This window comes from Stutzerimonas kunmingensis (assembly GCF_900114065.1).
GTDB classification, from domain to species: Bacteria; Pseudomonadota; Gammaproteobacteria; order Pseudomonadales; family Pseudomonadaceae; genus Stutzerimonas; species Stutzerimonas kunmingensis.
On record NZ_FORS01000001.1, the window covers coordinates 269,894 to 284,949 of the forward strand.

Consider the following 15,056-nt stretch of genomic DNA (forward strand, 5'->3'; position numbering starts at 1 on the left):
CACCCGAAGAAATCCCATGCTCATACCGCACGACCAGCTCGAACCGGACACCCTGACCCGCCTAATAGAAGATTTCGTCACCCGCGATGGCACCGATAATGGTGACGAAACCCCGCTTGAAACCCGGGTGACACGGGTGCGCCGCGCGCTGGACAAGGGGGAGGCGGTGATCGTCTTCGACCCCGACAGTCAGCAATGCCAGCTGGCCCTCAGGCGCGATGTGCCGCGCGAGTGGCTGGACTGAACGCCGCCGCGCGCTTCAGCCGAACAGACCGCTCTCGCGCTCCCAGGCACAGCGCATGCGCAGGTCGCTCTGCTGCGGACTGTGGCTGCCGGTATCGGTTTCCCAGCGAAAGGTGTGGGTGCCGTTGAGCTCGGTTTCCAGGTGCACCACCGCGCTGGTCCAGTACAACTGCTTGAGCAGCTCCTCGAAACGCTGGACCCAGAGCGCCCACTCGTACTCCACTGCGCGGTAGCTGGCACCGAAGTGGATCACCTGGGTCTGGTACAGGCCCAGTTCCTCGTTACGGCAGAAGGAAAACATCTCGCGACCGATGAAGGGCCAGGCCTCGCCCTGCGGCAACGCCTGCACGGCAGCCAGATTGTTCGCCCGGCGCTGGCGGCACTGCTCGGGGTCGGCGGAAGGCCAATCACGGATGCAGCCATAAACGATGGATTCAGACTCCACTCGAAACTCCGAAACGCAGGGATGAACTGGGACGGCGAGCTTTCTAGCACAGCGCGGCGGGCGGGTCACCCGCGGCTTGGGAAGTGGTGAAACAGGCCACAGCCTCGGGACGGTTCAGCGATCCTGATGCCGTGGCCGCAGGCGCATCGCCAACAACGACATGCATGCCGCCATGCCGGTGAGGACCAGGAACGGCATGCGATAGTCACCCGCCAGATCACGCCCGAGCCCGGCCAGTACCGGCGTCAGGCACGCCAGGCAGTAGCCGGTGCAGAGCATCATCGCGGTCAGCCGGCTGACCGCCAACGGAGTATTGGCTTCGTACATCGGCGCGATCAGCGCCAGGGAGAAGGTGCCGTTGAGCGCGACGCCGAGCAGCATGCAGACCACCAGGGGTTGCCAGCTCGGTGCCAGAGCGATTGCTGCCAGGCAAAGGGTCGCCAACCCGCCGCACGCCGCCATGATTCGATGCCGATTGCCCAGCCGCTGCGCCAGCCAGGGCATGGCAAAGGCGCTCGGCAGGCCGATGAGCATGAAACCACTGAAGAACGCATTGCTTTGCAGCAGGCTGTAGCCAACCTCGTGATAACGAGCCACCAGCCAAGTGGCCAGCGCGTAGAACAGCCCCGCCTGAAGGGCAAAGTAGACACTGAGCAACCAGGCCCGAGGCTCCTTCCAGGGCAAACCGGCACGACTCTCGCTGGCGGCTTCCGGCTGATTGGGCAAGCGCGACCAGATCAGCAGCGCAGCCAGGGCCGGCAGCGCCCAGAGCGCCAGGCCACGCGTCCAGTCCTGCCCCATCACCTCGGTGGCCGGCGCCGTCACCACTACGCCGAGGGTGCCGCCGACCGCCATGCTCAGCGAGTACCAGGCGGCGGTCTGGCCCATGCGTTCGAGGAAGTAGCGCTTGATGAAACCGGACAGCAGCGGCCCGGCGACGGCGATCCCGGCGCCAACCAGCCCGGCGGTGCCGATCAGCAGAACGGCGTTGTGGCCGAACAGCCGCAACAGCAATGCCACGCCGATCAGCCCGAGGCACAGCGCGATGCTGCGCTCCAGCCCGAAACGCACGGCCAGCCGCGGCGCCAGGGGGGCGAGCAAGCCCATCAGCAGAACCGGCAAGGCCGTGGTGAGACTGATCAGACCGCGAGAAAGCGAAAGCTCTTCGGCGATGCGCTCGATCAGCGGAGCGAAGGAGGTAATACCTGGGCGCAGGTTGATGGCGGCCAGCACCAGCGCCAGCATCAGCAGCCCGCGGGATGGAAAATTCACAAGCGATCCATAGGGTTACGGCGAAAAAAGCCGGACAGGCAACCCTACTCCCCGCCCCTCCCCGAGGCAACCGCAGCGGCCGCCGAAGCGGCCGGGCAGTCTCAGAGCGCCTTGCTCTTGGCGCGTTTCTTTTCGGCCAGCAGCGCCATCTCGTCGTAGATCGCCTGAGGGTTCTGCTGCTTGACCTTCCAGGCCATACGGCCCTCGTCGTGCGGCAGGATCATGAACTCGCCCTTGGCGACCTGCTGGTGGATGTAGTCAGCGATGTCCGCCGCAGTAATCGGCGAGGACTCCAGCAGCTTGCCGATCTGCGCCTTCACGTTCGGCGTCGGGCCGCGGAAGGAATCCAGCAGGTTGGTCTGGAAGAACGACGGGCAGACCACATGCACGCCGACCTCGGCCTGGCGCAGCTCGGCCAGCAGGCTTTCCGACAGAGCCACCACGCCGGCCTTCGCCACGTTGTAGTTGCTCATGCCCGGTGCCTGCATCAGCGCCGCCATCGATGCGATGTTGATGATCTTGCCCTTGCTCTTCTGTACTAACGGCAGGAACGCCTTGCAGCCCTTGACCACGCCCATCAGGTTGATCGCGATCTGCCAGTCCCAGTCCTCCAGCGACAGCTCGTCGAAGAAGCCGCCGGAAGCCACACCGGCGTTGTTGACCACGATATCGATGCCGCCAAGCTTCTCCTCGCAGGCCTGGGCGAAGGCGATCAGCTGGCTGTAGTCACGCACGTCGCAGCGCATGGTGAAGCCGTCACCGCCCGCTTCGCGGACCATTTTCAGGGTTTCCGCCAGGCCGCCTTCGTTGACATCGGAAAGCGCCAGCTGCCAGCCCTCACGCGCCCAGCGCAGGGCAATCTCGCGACCGAGCCCGGAGCCGGCACCGGTAATCATCATGCGGTTGTGCATCGTTGTGCTGCCTTTAGTTGTTCGGGTAGTGGCAGCGAGTCTAGCGAATGCCGGGGCACGGACCGGCATCCATCAGACTGCTGAATGCCCTTGGCAAACCCGCGGCTCATGGGGCTGACCGCGCGGTTCCGGGCAGGCAATATGGCGGCAGCATGGGCTCGCTATAGCTGCACGAGCGACCTGCGCCACGAATAAAAAAGGGCAGCCCGAGGGCTGCCCTTGTTTCTGCCAGCATTGCGTCAGTGCGCGACGGCACCGGTGGCACCCAGGCCGGTCTGCGAACGAACGAACTGGGCGAAGAAGCGCTCGCGCTCCTCACCGGCACGCTTGGACTTGTCGGTGACCGAGAAGAACCAGATGCCGATGAACGCGGCGGCCATCGAGAACAGCGCCGGGTATTTGTAGGGGAAGATCGCCTCGGCATAACCGAATACGTCGACCCATACAGTCGGGCTGATGATGGTCAGCAGCAACGCAGTGAACAGCCCCAGCGAGCCACCGAACAGCGCACCGCGGGTGCTCAGGCCCTTCCAGTACATGGAAAGGAACAGCACCGGGAAGTTGCAGCTGGCGGCGATGGAGAATGCCAGGCCGACCATGAAGGCGATGTTCTGCTTTTCGAAGATGATGCCGAGCAGTATCGCCACCACGCCCAGGGTCAGGGTGGTCAGCTTGGTCACGCGCATCTCGTCCTCTTCCCGCGCCTTGCCCTGCTTGATCACGCAGGCATAAAGGTCATGGGAAACCGCCGAGGCACCGGCCAGGGTCAGACCCGCCACGACGGCGAGAATGGTGGCGAAGGCGACCGCGGAGATGAAGCCGAGGAACAGGTTGCCGCCCACCGCGCTGGCCAGGTGGATGGCGACCATGTTGGTGCCGCCGACGATGGCGCCGGTCACGTCCTTGAAGTCCGGGTTGGTGCTGACCAGCAGGATCGCGCCGAAGCCGATGATGAAGGTCAGGATGTAGAAGTAGCCGATGAAGCCGGTGGCGTAGAACACGCTCTTGCGCGCTTCCTTGGCGTCGGACACGGTGAAGAAGCGCATCAGGATGTGCGGCAGGCCGGCGGTACCGAACATCAGCGCCAGGCCGAGGGAGATCGCCGACACCGGATCGGAAACCAGGCCGCCGGGGCTCATGATCTGCGCGCCCTTTTCATGGATCTTCACCGCTTCGGCGAACAGGCTGCCGAAGTCGAAGCCAACGCTCTTCATCACCATGATGGCCATGAAAGAGGCGCCGGACAGCAGCAGGACCGCCTTGATGATCTGCACCCAGGTGGTGGCGAGCATGCCGCCGAAGAGCACGTACATGACCATCAGCACACCGACCAGCACCACGGCTACGTAGTAGTCCAGGCCGAACAGCAGCTGGATCAGCTTGCCGGCGCCGACCATCTGCGCGATCAGGTAGAAGGCCACCACGATCAGCGAGCCGAATGCCGAGAGCAGACGGATCTGAGTCTGGCCCAGGCGATAGGACGCCACGTCGGAGAAGGTGAACTTGCCCAGGTTGCGCAGGCGCTCGGCCATCAGGAAGAGGATGATCGGCCAGCCGACGAGGAAGCCGATGGAGTAGATCAGGCCGTCGTAGCCACTGGTGTAGACCAGCGCGGAAATGCCCAGGAAGGATGCCGCCGACATGAAGTCGCCGGCGATCGCCAGGCCGTTCTGGAAGCCGGTGATGCTACCACCCGCGGTGTAGTAGTCAGCCGTGGAGGTGTTGCGCTTGGCAGCCCACTTGGTGATGCCCATGGTGAACACGATGAACACCACGAACATGATGATGGCGGTGTAGTTGGTGGCCTGTTTCTGGACTTCGCCGGTGATGGCATCAGCGAGAAGCACAGGCGAGACTGCCAACAGCAGGGCAGTCATCAGAAAACGCAGGATCATTATTGCTGTGCCTCGTTGAGGATTTCCTGGTTGATGCGATCGAACTCACCATTGGCACGCTGCACATAGACACCGGTCAGGATGAACGCCATGAAGATCACCCCGACGCCAACCGGGATACCCCAGGTGGTCACGGTATTGGCGGACAGCGGAATGCCGAGGATCTTTGGCTCGAAGGCGATCAGCAGGATGAACGCCAGGTAGGCGCTGAGCATGACCGCCGATAGCAGCCAGGCAAATCGGCCACGCTTGGCAACCAGCTCCTGGAAACGCGGATTGGCATAGATCTGCCGGTAAACATTTTCATTGTGCATTGGAATCTGTCTCCACGGTCGCTACCCCCCGGTGGGAGCAGGGGCGGCTACTTTAGGCTTGGGTCGGATGAACACCACCCGACTTTGGTCTGAATGCGGTTCACAAAAACACCCGCCGTAGAGCCGTTCAGCCGCGGAAAATGGGGCGCCGCAACAAATCCACATACAAATAGTGTGGCGCTATGTCGCACATGAGAAACGTTGATTTCAGACATTGCCCGGGCTCGACCAGACTCTCCAACGCGAGAACGATTCTCGGCTGCACAAGGAGACGGGGCCATGCTGAAGACCGTGACGTTCACCCTGATGCACTTCTGCATCGCCTTTTCGGTGACCTATGCACTGACTGGCAGCATCGCCATTGGCGGCCTGGTCGCCACCGTCGAACCGCTGTGCAACTCGGTAGGCTTCTACTTCCACGAGAAGCTCTGGCAGCGTTTCGAACGCAGTCCGGCAAGCAAGATGCCCATCCCCAAACATGCCTGGCTGCACCATCACGCCTGAGGCCGTCGTCATTTCTCATCCTGCGCAGGGATCGAATCCGCAACCGCGCTGCCATAGTGAAGTTGGCTTGCGTTGTGCAGCCGATGCAGTTCTATTGGGACAGGTAGCGCGGGACGCCGTCGCTGCCTTGCCACAGGCCAACCGGGCCTGTTAACGGAGAAGCACCATGCAGCTGTTGTTGCGCCTGACCGCCCTGCTCGCCCTGGTCGTTGCGCCTGTCCACGCCGCCGATCTGACTGTCGAGGAGTACGGCTTCCCGCTGTCCAACCCCTTCGAAGCCACCATCGCCGGTACGCCCATCGAGCTACGCGCCGAAGTGCCGACCGATGACGATATCGACCAGGCCGACTACAACCTGCGTCTGCGTCCCGAACGCGAGTTCACCCTGCCGGACAACTTCTGGCCGGTCAAAAAGCTGCGTTATCGGCTCGCTCGGCAAAGCGGCCCCGCGCCACTCATGTTCATCATTTCCGGTACCGGCGCGCGCTATTCGGCAGGCAAGACCGAAGCCCTGAAGCGTCTGTTCTACGGCGCCGGCTACCATGTGGTGCAGCTATCGTCACCGACCAGTTATGACTTCATGTCTGCCGCTTCGCGCTATGCAACGCCGGGTATCAGCAGCGACGACGCTAAGGACCTGTACCGGGTCATGCAGGCGGTTCGCGCGCAGCACCACAAGCTGCCCGTGACCGAATACCACCTCACCGGCTACAGCCTCGGCGCCCTGAATGCCGCGTTCGTCAGCCAGCTGGACGAAACCCGCCGCAGCTTCAACTTCAAGCGCGTGCTGCTGCTGAATCCGCCGGTCAACCTCTACACCTCGGTCAGCAACCTGGACAAGCTGGTGCAGACCCGCGTCGAAGGCATTAACGACCACACCACCTTCTACGAAGTGATTCTGGAAAAGCTCACGCGCTATTACCGTCAGAAGGGCTATATCGACCTCGACGAGGCCGTTCTCTACGACTTCCAGCAATCGAACCTGAAGCTCAGCGACGAGCAGATGGCGATGCTCATCGGTTCGGTGTTCCGCTTCTCCGCCGCGGATATCACCTTCACCTCCGACCTGATCAACCGTCGCGGCCTGATCACGCCGCCCGAGTATCCGATCAACGAAGGCACCCGTCTGGAGCCGTTCTTCAAGCGCGCACTGCTGTGCAGCTTCGACTGCTACATCACCGAGCAGGTGATTCCGATGTGGCGCGCCCAGTACGACGGCGGCAGCCTGACCCAGCTGATCCAGCAGGTCAGCCTGTACGCGCTGGAGGATTACCTGCGCCAGAGTCCGAAGATCGCCGTCATGCACAACGCCGACGACCTGATCCTCGGCGAGGGTGACCTCGGCTTCCTGCGTCGTACCTTCGGTGATCGCCTGACCCTTTATCCGCGAGGCGGCCACTGCGGCAACCTCAACTACCGCGTAAACACTCAACACATGCTGGAGTTCTTCCGTGGCTAAAGGAATGCTGCTGCCGTTGCTTCTGGCCAGTGGTCTGGCCTTCGCCGAAACGCCGAAGGTGGATGAGGATGGTTTCACCCATCCGCTGCGCAATCTGGAGTTCAATCCCGGCCTGGATCAGCGCGAGTTCGAGCGCGCCACCTTCCAGGCACTGGACGTCTACGATCCGTTCGAGTCGGTCAACCGGCGCATCTACCACTTCAACTATCGGCTCGATCAGTGGGTGATGCTGCCGGTGGTGCGCGGCTATCGCTACGTCACGCCGCGGCCGGTACGCACTGGCGTGAGCAATTTCTTCAGCAACCTCGGCGAAGTGCCGACGCTGTTCAACAGCCTGGCTCAACTCAAGGGCCAGCGCGCGGCGAACGCCACTGCACGTTTCCTGTTCAACAGCATCCTGGGTGTGGGCGGCCTCTGGGACCCGGCAACGCGCATGGGGCTGCCGCGTCAGAGCGAAGATTTCGGCCAGACCCTCGGTTATTGGGGCGTTCCCCAGGGTCCGTACCTAATTCTTCCGGCGCTGGGCCCGTCCAACCTGCGCGACACCACGGGCCGCGTGGCCGATTTCGCCGTCGAGCGGCAGGTGGAGTTTCTGCAGTATTCCGAAACCACCGGAGGCGAGTTGAGCCTGACGGCGCTGCGGGCCGTCAATGCGCGGCATGTCACCAGCTTCCGCTACGGTCAGCTCAATTCGCCGTTCGAATACGAGAAGGTGCGCTACGTCTACAGCCGGGCGCGGGATTTGCTGATAGAGGAATAATCCGCTTTATCGATCGTTTGTAGCGATATTACGCACCCATTGATCGAAGCCACCCACCTACTCTTGGCGAATTCAACCCGAGAGGCATTCGATCATGTCCCAGCGTGAAATTCTTTCCATCACCAGCGGCCGTGCCACGTCCGATGGCGCCGGCGTCAGCCTGACCCGCGTCTTCGGCGGCGCTGCCCCGGAGCGCTTCGATCCGTTCCTGATGCTCGACGAGTTCGGTTCCAACGACCCTGACGAGTACATTGCCGGCTTCCCGCCCCACCCACATCGCGGCTTCGAAACCATCACCTACATGCTCGAAGGACGCATGCGCCACGAGGATCACATGGGCAATGTGGGGTTGCTGGAGAGCGGTGGCGTGCAGTGGATGACCGCCGCGCGCGGCGTCATCCATAGCGAGATGCCGCAGCAGCAGGAAGGCACCATGCGCGGCTTCCAGCTATGGTTGAACCTGCCCTCCCACGCCAAGCTCGGCGATCCGGACTATCGGGATTTCGCCCCGGCCGAAATACCGCAACTCGCCCTGCCGGGCGGCGTGCAGGCCAAGGTCATCGCCGGCGTGTTCAAAGCCGGCGATATCGAACAGCACGGGATCGTGCAGCGGCCCGATACCGAACCTCTGCTATTCGACCTGCAGCTTTCAGCCGAGAGTGCCGTCTCGCCGCAAGTGCCGGATGGCCATCGGTTGCTGCTCTACGTCTATGAAGGGACGCTGCGGGTGGGTGAGCAGGCGGCGAGCAAAGGCCAGTTGGTTCAGATGTCCCAGGACGGCGAACTCAATCTGTCCAGCGAACGTGGCGCCCGGCTGATGCTGCTGGCAGGCCGCCCACTTGGTGAGCCGATCGTGCAGTACGGGCCATTCGTGATGAACAGCCGCGAGGAGATCGAGCAGGCGCTGCGAGACTTCCGGGACGGTACGTTGGCCTGACCTGCACGATCTGCCCGGGAAGACGCCAGGCCTGGCGCAAATGGCAGTCCACTAGACGGCCGAACGCGTCTTCCTCTTTTTATACAAGCTGGGCTCGCCTACCGGGCGGGTCTTGAAGCGGCGATGCGCCCAGAGGTACTGCTCGGGTACCGCACTGACCGCCTCTTCTATCCACTGGTTGATCCGCAGACAGTCCGCCTCTTCACTTTCACCCGGGAAGTCCTGCAGCGGCGGATGGATCACCAGTCGATACCCCGAACCGTCCGCCAGGCGTTCCTGGGTGAAGGGTATGACCCGCGCCCTGCCCAGCCGGGCGAACTTGGTCGTGGCGGTGACGGTCGCCGCCTGGACGCCAAACAGCGGTACGAACAGGCTCTGTTTGCGCCCATAGTCCTGGTCCGGCGCGTACCAAATGGCGCGCCCCGCGCGCAATACCTTGAGCATCGCCCGCACATCCTCGCGCTCGATGGCACTCGCATCACGGTTGTGCCGTTCGCGCCCGCGACGCTGGACGAAGTCGAAAAGCGGATTCTTGTGCTCGCGATACATGCCATCGATGGTGTGCCGCTGGCCGAGCAGCGCGGCGCCGATCTCCAGCGTAGTGAAATGCAGCGCCATCAGGATCACACCCTGCCCTGCAGCCTGAGCCTGCTGCAGATGCTCGAGCCCATCGATCCTGGCCAGACGCTGCAGGCGTGCCTGCGGCCACCACCAGCTCATGGCCATCTCGAAGAAGGCAATGCCGTTGGAGGCAAAGTTCTCCCGCAACAGACGCTCGCGTTGCGCCTGACTCAGTTCGGGGAAACACAGCTCCAGATTGCGCCGGGCGATGTAGCGACGCGAACCGGCGAAGCGAAACATCAGTGCGCCAAGCCCGCGCCCCAGTTTCAACAGAACCGAATATGGCAACTGGACCAGCAGCCACAGCACGCCCAGGCCCAGCCACAGCGGCCAGAAGCGCGGGTGCAGGAAGTACGCACGAAACTGAGGACGGTCCATGAATAGCTCGACAGCCTATGAAGCGGCGCATTCTACCGGCAAATGCCCGCATTGACCGAACCTCAACGCACCAGTGATCGTTCCGCAGGCCCTTGCCGGGTTGCAGGCGGCGGCGCTCCCCGCTATAAGTCCTCGCCATTTACCGCAGCAGACAGACCATGAGCCAAGCCGACCTCACCGATCAGTCCCCAGCCTTCCAGCTCAAGGGCAGCATGCTCGCCATCACCGTGCTGGAACTCGCCAGCAACGACATCGAGCGTCTCGACGAGCAACTCGCGGCCAAGGTCGAGCAGGCGCCGGACTTCTTCAATAACACCCCGCTGGTCCTGGCCTTGGACAAGCTGCCGGAGGCGGCTCGCGAGATCGATATCGCTGCGCTGGTCAGCCTGTGCCGCAAGCATCGTCTGCGTACCCTGGCCCTGCGCACCAGCGAACCGTCCCACCTCGAGGCGGCCGCGGTGCTCGATCTGCCGGTGCTGCCGCCTTCCGGTGCTCGTGAGCGGCAGGTCGACCTGAGCTCGAAAACCCCGGCCAAACCAGCCGAGCCGGTCTATCGCCCGACCCGCGTCGTGACCACCCCCATCCGCGGCGGCCAGCAGGTCTACGCGCAAGGCGGCGACCTCATCGTTCTCGCTCCCGTGAGCCCCGGTGCGGAACTTCTCGCCGATGGCAACATCCATGTCTACGGTCCGCTTCGAGGTCGCGCCTTGGCGGGTATCAAAGGCGACACTTCGGCGCGGATCTTCTGTCAGCAACTCACCGCTGAAATGGTCTCCATCGCCGGCCAGTACAAGGTAGCCGAGGACCTGCGACGCGATCCTCTCTGGGCTGAAGCGGTACAGATCAGCCTCTCTGGCGACGTGTTGAACATCACCCGCCTTTAACGGATACTGCCGCGAATTTTCAAGGACCAAACGGGCAATCCTGACGCTGAAATCGGCGAAAGGTCCCGATTTTTTAAATATTTAGGGTGAATCACCTTGGCCAAGATCATCGTAGTCACTTCCGGCAAAGGTGGCGTTGGTAAAACCACCACCAGCGCCGCCATCGGTACCGGCCTCGCTCTGCGCGGCCACAAGACTGTCATCGTCGACTTCGACGTCGGTCTGCGGAACCTCGACTTGATCATGGGCTGCGAACGCCGGGTGGTTTACGACTTCGTCAACGTAATCAATGGCGACGCAACCCTGACCCAGGCCCTGATCAAGGACAAGCGTCTCGAGAACCTCTACGTGCTGGCCGCCAGCCAGACACGCGACAAAGACGCGCTGACCCAGGAAGGCGTTGGCAAGGTCATCGACGAGCTGGGCAAGAATTTCGAATACGTCATCTGCGACTCCCCGGCCGGTATCGAGAAGGGCGCGCACCTGGCGATGTACTTCGCCGACGAAGCCATCGTCGTCACCAACCCGGAAGTCTCTTCGGTTCGCGACTCCGACCGCATGCTCGGTCTGCTGGCGAGCAAATCGCGTCGCGCCGAGAACGGTGAAGAGCCGATTCGGGAACATCTTCTGCTGACCCGCTACAACCCCGAGCGTGTCACCAAGGGCGAAATGCTCGGCGTCGAAGACGTCGAGGAAATCCTCTCCATCCGCCTGCTGGGCGTGATTCCCGAGTCGCAGGCCGTACTCAAGGCTTCCAACCAGGGTATCCCGGTGATTCTCGACGACCAGAGCGATGCCGGCCAGGCGTACAGCGACGCCGTGGACCGTCTGCTCGGCAAGGAAGTCGCGCACCGCTTCCTCGACGTCAAGAAGCCTGGCTTCCTGCAACGACTTTTCGGAGGCCGCGAATGAACCTTTTCGACTTCTTCCGTGAACGCAAGAAGAAGGAAACCCCAGCCGCGATCGCCAAGGAGCGTCTGCAGATCATCGTCGCCCACGAGCGTGGCCAGCGCACCGAGCCGGACTACCTGCCGGCCCTGCAAAAAGAGCTGGTCGAGGTGATCCGCAAGTACGTCAACATCGACAGCGATCAGGTCCAGGTTGCACTCGAGGACCAGGGCAGCTGCTCGATTCTCGAACTCAATATCACCCTGCCGGATCGCTGAGCGAAACCGGCGTACAGAAACGGCGGCCCACGGGTCGCCGTCTTCGTTTGTGGAAAAGCGAATGCCTCTAAGCGCTATCGAGATCGTCCATCAGGACGCCGCCCTGCTGGTCATCAACAAGCCGACCCTGCTGCTTTCCGTACCGGGCCGCGCCGAAGACAACCGTGACTGCCTGGTGACCCGCCTGCAGGAAAACGGCTATCCCGAAGCGCGCATCGTGCATCGCCTTGATTGGGAAACCTCCGGACTAATCGTGCTCGCCCGCGATGCCGATACGCACCGTGAGCTGTCCCGTCAGTTCCATGATCGTGAAACGGAAAAGGCCTATACCGCGCTGTGCTGGGGCCAGCCCGAACAGGACAGCGGCAGCATTGACCTGCCGCTGCGCTACGATCCGCCGACCAAGCCGCGCCACGTTGTCGACCACGAGCTGGGCAAGCACGCACTGACCTTCTGGCGCGTGCTTGAACGCTACGGCGACTACAGCCGCGTCGAGCTGACCCCCATCACCGGCCGCTCCCACCAGCTGCGAGTCCATATGCTGTCGATCGGGCATCCGCTGCTCGGCGATCGCCTGTATGCCCACGAGCAAGCCCTGCAAGCCCATGAGCGCCTGTGTCTGCACGCCAGTATGCTCACCCTGACCCACCCGCAAACCGGCGAGCGCCTGCGCTTCGAGTGCCCGGCACCGTTCTGATGACGACAAGCGCGCACTTACTAAATGCAGGCGGTGCCGGTGCGCTTATTACCAGGTGTCGAATGCTATAGACTTCGTGACCTTGCAGTCCGGAGTCCGAAATGCGCAAAGCTCTCAACCAAGGCCTGATCGAATATCTGCAGGCGTCCCCTACCCCGTTCCATGCCACCCAGAATCTCACCCAGGGGCTACAGGCCGCCGGCTACCGTGCGCTGGACGAGCGCGAGGTCTGGCATACCGAGGCGGGCGGGCGTTATTACGTCACCCGCAACGACTCGGCCATCATCGCCTTCCAGCTGGGCAGCAAGGCGCTCGTCGAACACGGGCTGCGCTTGGTTGGCGCCCATACCGACAGCCCGTGCCTACGGGTCAAGCCGCAGCCCGAGCTGCAGCGCCAGGGCTTCTGGCAGCTGGGGGTCGAGGTGTATGGCGGCGCCCTGCTCGCTCCTTGGTTCGACCGCGATCTGTCGCTGGCCGGCCGTGTCACCTACAGCCGTGATGGCCGCATCGAAAGCCAGCTGATCGACTTCAAGGTTCCGATCGCGACGATTCCGAACCTGGCGATTCACCTCAATCGGGAAGCCAATCAGGGCTGGGCCATCAACGCGCAGAACGAGCTACCGCCGATTCTGGCCCAGATCGCCAGCCAGGAAAGCCCAGACTTCCGCGCACTCCTCGCCGATCAGCTCGGCCGTGAACATGGGCTGGTCGCCGACGTGGTGCTGGACTTCGAACTGAGCTTCTACGACACCCAGAGCGCCGCGGTCATCGGCCTGCACGGTGACTTCATCGCTGGCGCCCGTCTGGACAATCTGCTCTCGTGCTTTGCGGGCTTGCAGGCCTTGCTGAACGCCGAACCCGAGCACACCTGCGTGCTGGTCTGCACCGATCACGAGGAAGTCGGCTCGACCTCGCTGTGCGGCGCGGATGGCCCGTTCCTGGAGCAGGTCTTGCGTCGCGTGCTGCCGGATGAGGATGACTTCCAGCGCGCCATAAGCCATTCCCTGCTGATTTCCGCCGACAATGCCCACGCGGTGCACCCGAACTACGCCGACAAGCACGACGGCAATCACGGGCCGAAGCTCAACGCTGGTCCAGTGATCAAGGTGAACAACAACCAGCGCTACGCCACCAGCAGCGAAACTGCCGGCTTTTTCCGCCATCTCTGCCTGGAAAACGAAGTGCCGGTGCAGAGTTTCGTCACCCGCAGCGACATGGGTTGCGGCTCCACGATCGGCCCGATCACGGCCAGTCAGCTAGGTGTGCGTACCGTCGACATCGGCCTGCCGACCTTCGCCATGCACTCGATCCGCGAGCTTGCCGGTAGTCAGGACCTGGCGCATCTGGTCAAGGTACTGACCGCGTTCTACGCCAGCAGCCAGTTGCCTTGAACCGCACCGGGCAGGTCTGCAGCACTGCAAACCTGCTCGATCCATCAAGGCAAAGCGAAATCTGGCTCCGTCCACATCAGGCCGATGCGGATCAGGAAAGCGCGCTATCGATCACCAGGGCCACCTTGCCGGACACGGTGTTGCTGGCCAGCGTTTCGAATGCAGCCTCCACATCACCGATGGCAAAGGTTCGCTCCAGACGCGGCGAAAGCTTGCCCTGGGCGAACAGCGGCCAGACCTTCTCTTCCATTTCCGCCAGCAGCCCGGCCTTGTAATCGGCGTCGCGGCTGCGCAGGGTCGAGCCGATCAACTGGATGCGCTTGGCCAGCAAACCAGCCAGATCCATCTCGGCCTTGCGTCCGCCCATCAAGCCGATCATCACCCAACGCCCATCCATCGCCAGCAGCTGCATATTCAATGCGGCGTACTTGGCACCGACCGGGTCGAGGATCATGTCGAACGGACCAAAATCGCGTAGCGCTTCGAGCGAGTCACCACGCAGCACACCACCCTGAGCACCGAGCGATTCGCAATAGGCCAGCCGCTCGGCCGAGCCGACGCTGACCCAGCAGGGATTGCCAAACGCCTTGCACAGCTGGATCGCCGCCGAGCCGACACCACTGGCGCCAGCGTGCAGCAGCACCTTGTCGCCGGCCAGTAAAGCGCCCAGGCGATAGAGGTTGAGCCAGGCCGTGGCATATACCTCCGGGATCACCGCAGCTTCATGCAGCGACATGCCCTCGGGAACCGGCAGCGCATGACGGGCATCGACCACCACCTCCTCGGCCATACCACCGCCAGCCAGCAGCGTGCACACGCGATCACCCACCTTCCAGCGGCTGCGCCCACCGACCTCGGCGACCACCCCTGCGCATTCCAGCCCCAGGATGTCGGTGACACCTGCCGGCGGCGGATAGTGTCCGCCTCGCTGCAGCAGGTCCGCACGGTTGAGCCCGGCAGCAGCCACACGGATACGGATTTCGCCATCGCCGCACGCCGGAGCCGGTCGCTCGGCCCACTCCAGATGCCCCTCGATACCTTGCAATGCCTTCATGCTGCCTCCATAGTGGTTCCTATCTATGCCCACCCAACTGATCGCTCGCTGGCCTTCTTTGACCACCTCAACCATCGGGCTTGTGCTTTCCACCGCCGGACGGAAAACCGAACCGGCGCCTACTT

Annotated in this window: 17 protein-coding genes; 10 read left to right on the forward strand and 7 right to left on the reverse strand. The window is 62.9% G+C overall.

The window, feature by feature from the left end:
- The first annotated feature begins 16 nt into the window (after window positions 1-16).
- Window positions 17-244, forward strand: coding sequence for a YheU family protein (locus BM275_RS01270; protein ID WP_003301246.1), 228 nt, complete (start codon window positions 17-19; stop codon window positions 242-244).
- A 15-nt stretch (window positions 245-259) separates the two neighbouring features.
- Here the strand turns inward: BM275_RS01270 and BM275_RS01275 are convergent, their stop codons facing one another.
- From BM275_RS01275 to BM275_RS01295, 5 genes are all read right to left on the reverse strand, one after another.
- Window positions 260-688, reverse strand: coding sequence for a hypothetical protein (locus BM275_RS01275; RefSeq protein WP_003301247.1), 429 nt, complete (start codon window positions 686-688; stop codon window positions 260-262).
- Window positions 689-802: 114 nt separating this feature from the next.
- Window positions 803-1,933 carry an MFS transporter gene (locus BM275_RS01280; RefSeq protein ID WP_090519506.1) on the reverse strand — a complete coding sequence of 377 codons (1,131 nt, stop codon included), beginning with the start codon at window positions 1,931-1,933 and terminating at the stop codon, window positions 803-805.
- Between the two features lie 128 nt (window positions 1,934-2,061).
- On the reverse strand, window positions 2,062-2,871 hold the full coding sequence (locus tag BM275_RS01285) for an SDR family oxidoreductase (protein ID WP_042926125.1): 810 nt from the start codon (window positions 2,869-2,871) through the stop codon (window positions 2,062-2,064).
- 239 nt (window positions 2,872-3,110) lie between these two features.
- Window positions 3,111-4,766: a cation acetate symporter gene (locus BM275_RS01290; protein ID WP_090519041.1), complete on the reverse strand. Its 1,656-nt coding sequence runs from the start codon at window positions 4,764-4,766 to the stop codon at window positions 3,111-3,113.
- A complete protein-coding gene (locus BM275_RS01295; RefSeq protein WP_003301253.1) occupies window positions 4,766-5,080 on the reverse strand; it encodes a DUF485 domain-containing protein in 315 nt (104 codons plus the stop codon). The genes BM275_RS01290 and BM275_RS01295 overlap by 1 nt, the downstream gene beginning before the upstream one ends.
- A 279-nt stretch (window positions 5,081-5,359) precedes the next feature.
- On the opposite strand from BM275_RS01295, the gene BM275_RS01300 reads away from it, so the two are divergent.
- From BM275_RS01300 to BM275_RS01315, 4 genes are all read left to right on the forward strand, one after another.
- Window positions 5,360-5,584 (forward strand): DUF2061 domain-containing protein, encoded by a 225-nt coding sequence (locus BM275_RS01300; RefSeq protein WP_014819793.1) that lies wholly within the window; start codon window positions 5,360-5,362, stop codon window positions 5,582-5,584.
- A gap of 166 nt (window positions 5,585-5,750) precedes the next feature.
- Window positions 5,751-7,043, forward strand: a complete 1,293-nt coding sequence (locus tag BM275_RS01305; protein WP_044315883.1) for an alpha/beta fold hydrolase family protein — start codon at window positions 5,751-5,753, stop codon at window positions 7,041-7,043.
- A gap of 4 nt (window positions 7,044-7,047) precedes the next feature.
- On the forward strand, window positions 7,048-7,803 hold the full coding sequence (locus BM275_RS01310) for an MlaA family lipoprotein (protein ID WP_090519042.1): 756 nt from the start codon (window positions 7,048-7,050) through the stop codon (window positions 7,801-7,803).
- Window positions 7,804-7,897: 94 nt separating this feature from the next.
- Entirely contained in the window at window positions 7,898-8,740 is an 843-nt protein-coding gene (locus BM275_RS01315) for a pirin family protein (protein WP_045666931.1), read from the forward strand.
- A 51-nt stretch (window positions 8,741-8,791) separates the two neighbouring features.
- On the opposite strand, the gene BM275_RS01320 is transcribed toward BM275_RS01315, so the two are convergent.
- Entirely contained in the window at window positions 8,792-9,739 is a 948-nt protein-coding gene (locus tag BM275_RS01320) for a lipid A biosynthesis lauroyl acyltransferase (RefSeq protein WP_090519043.1), read from the reverse strand.
- Between the two features lie 158 nt (window positions 9,740-9,897).
- Between BM275_RS01320 and minC the strand changes: the two genes are divergently transcribed.
- From minC to BM275_RS01345, 5 genes are all read left to right on the forward strand, one after another.
- Window positions 9,898-10,623, forward strand: coding sequence for a septum site-determining protein MinC (minC, locus tag BM275_RS01325; RefSeq protein WP_090519044.1), 726 nt, complete (start codon window positions 9,898-9,900; stop codon window positions 10,621-10,623).
- 96 nt (window positions 10,624-10,719) lie between these two features.
- Complete coding sequence (minD, locus tag BM275_RS01330; protein WP_003301265.1) at window positions 10,720-11,535, forward strand: septum site-determining protein MinD; 816 nt, start codon at window positions 10,720-10,722, stop codon at window positions 11,533-11,535.
- Complete coding sequence (minE, locus tag BM275_RS01335) at window positions 11,532-11,789, forward strand: cell division topological specificity factor MinE (RefSeq protein ID WP_003301267.1); 258 nt, start codon at window positions 11,532-11,534, stop codon at window positions 11,787-11,789. The genes minD and minE overlap by 4 nt, the downstream gene beginning before the upstream one ends.
- A 61-nt stretch (window positions 11,790-11,850) precedes the next feature.
- A complete protein-coding gene (locus BM275_RS01340) occupies window positions 11,851-12,486 on the forward strand; it encodes an RluA family pseudouridine synthase (RefSeq protein WP_090519045.1) in 636 nt (211 codons plus the stop codon).
- Window positions 12,487-12,587: 101 nt separating this feature from the next.
- Complete coding sequence (locus BM275_RS01345; RefSeq protein WP_090519046.1) at window positions 12,588-13,877, forward strand: M18 family aminopeptidase; 1,290 nt, start codon at window positions 12,588-12,590, stop codon at window positions 13,875-13,877.
- A 91-nt stretch (window positions 13,878-13,968) separates the two neighbouring features.
- On the opposite strand, the gene BM275_RS01350 is transcribed toward BM275_RS01345, so the two are convergent.
- Entirely contained in the window at window positions 13,969-14,931 is a 963-nt protein-coding gene (locus tag BM275_RS01350) for an NAD(P)H-quinone oxidoreductase (protein ID WP_090519047.1), read from the reverse strand.
- Window positions 14,932-15,056 lie beyond the last annotated feature (125 nt).

Coding starts and splice junctions, on each gene's coding strand:
- BM275_RS01270 (WP_003301246.1), top strand. CDS start 17: ATGCTCATACCGCACGACCAGCTCGAACCGGACACCCTGACCCGCCTA.
- BM275_RS01280 (WP_090519506.1), bottom strand. CDS start 1,933: ATGCTGGCGCTGGTGCTGGCCGCCATCAACCTGCGCCCAGGTATTACC.
- BM275_RS01285 (WP_042926125.1), bottom strand. CDS start 2,871: ATGCACAACCGCATGATGATTACCGGTGCCGGCTCCGGGCTCGGTCGC.
- BM275_RS01290 (WP_090519041.1), bottom strand. CDS start 4,766: ATGATCCTGCGTTTTCTGATGACTGCCCTGCTGTTGGCAGTCTCGCCT.
- BM275_RS01295 (WP_003301253.1), bottom strand. CDS start 5,080: ATGCACAATGAAAATGTTTACCGGCAGATCTATGCCAATCCGCGTTTC.
- BM275_RS01300 (WP_014819793.1), top strand. CDS start 5,360: ATGCTGAAGACCGTGACGTTCACCCTGATGCACTTCTGCATCGCCTTT.
- BM275_RS01305 (WP_044315883.1), top strand. CDS start 5,751: ATGCAGCTGTTGTTGCGCCTGACCGCCCTGCTCGCCCTGGTCGTTGCG.
- BM275_RS01310 (WP_090519042.1), top strand. CDS start 7,048: ATGCTGCTGCCGTTGCTTCTGGCCAGTGGTCTGGCCTTCGCCGAAACG.
- BM275_RS01315 (WP_045666931.1), top strand. CDS start 7,898: ATGTCCCAGCGTGAAATTCTTTCCATCACCAGCGGCCGTGCCACGTCC.
- BM275_RS01320 (WP_090519043.1), bottom strand. CDS start 9,739: ATGGACCGTCCTCAGTTTCGTGCGTACTTCCTGCACCCGCGCTTCTGG.
- minC (WP_090519044.1), top strand. CDS start 9,898: ATGAGCCAAGCCGACCTCACCGATCAGTCCCCAGCCTTCCAGCTCAAG.
- minE (WP_003301267.1), top strand. CDS start 11,532: ATGAACCTTTTCGACTTCTTCCGTGAACGCAAGAAGAAGGAAACCCCA.
- BM275_RS01340 (WP_090519045.1), top strand. CDS start 11,851: ATGCCTCTAAGCGCTATCGAGATCGTCCATCAGGACGCCGCCCTGCTG.
- BM275_RS01345 (WP_090519046.1), top strand. CDS start 12,588: ATGCGCAAAGCTCTCAACCAAGGCCTGATCGAATATCTGCAGGCGTCC.
- BM275_RS01350 (WP_090519047.1), bottom strand. CDS start 14,931: ATGAAGGCATTGCAAGGTATCGAGGGGCATCTGGAGTGGGCCGAGCGA.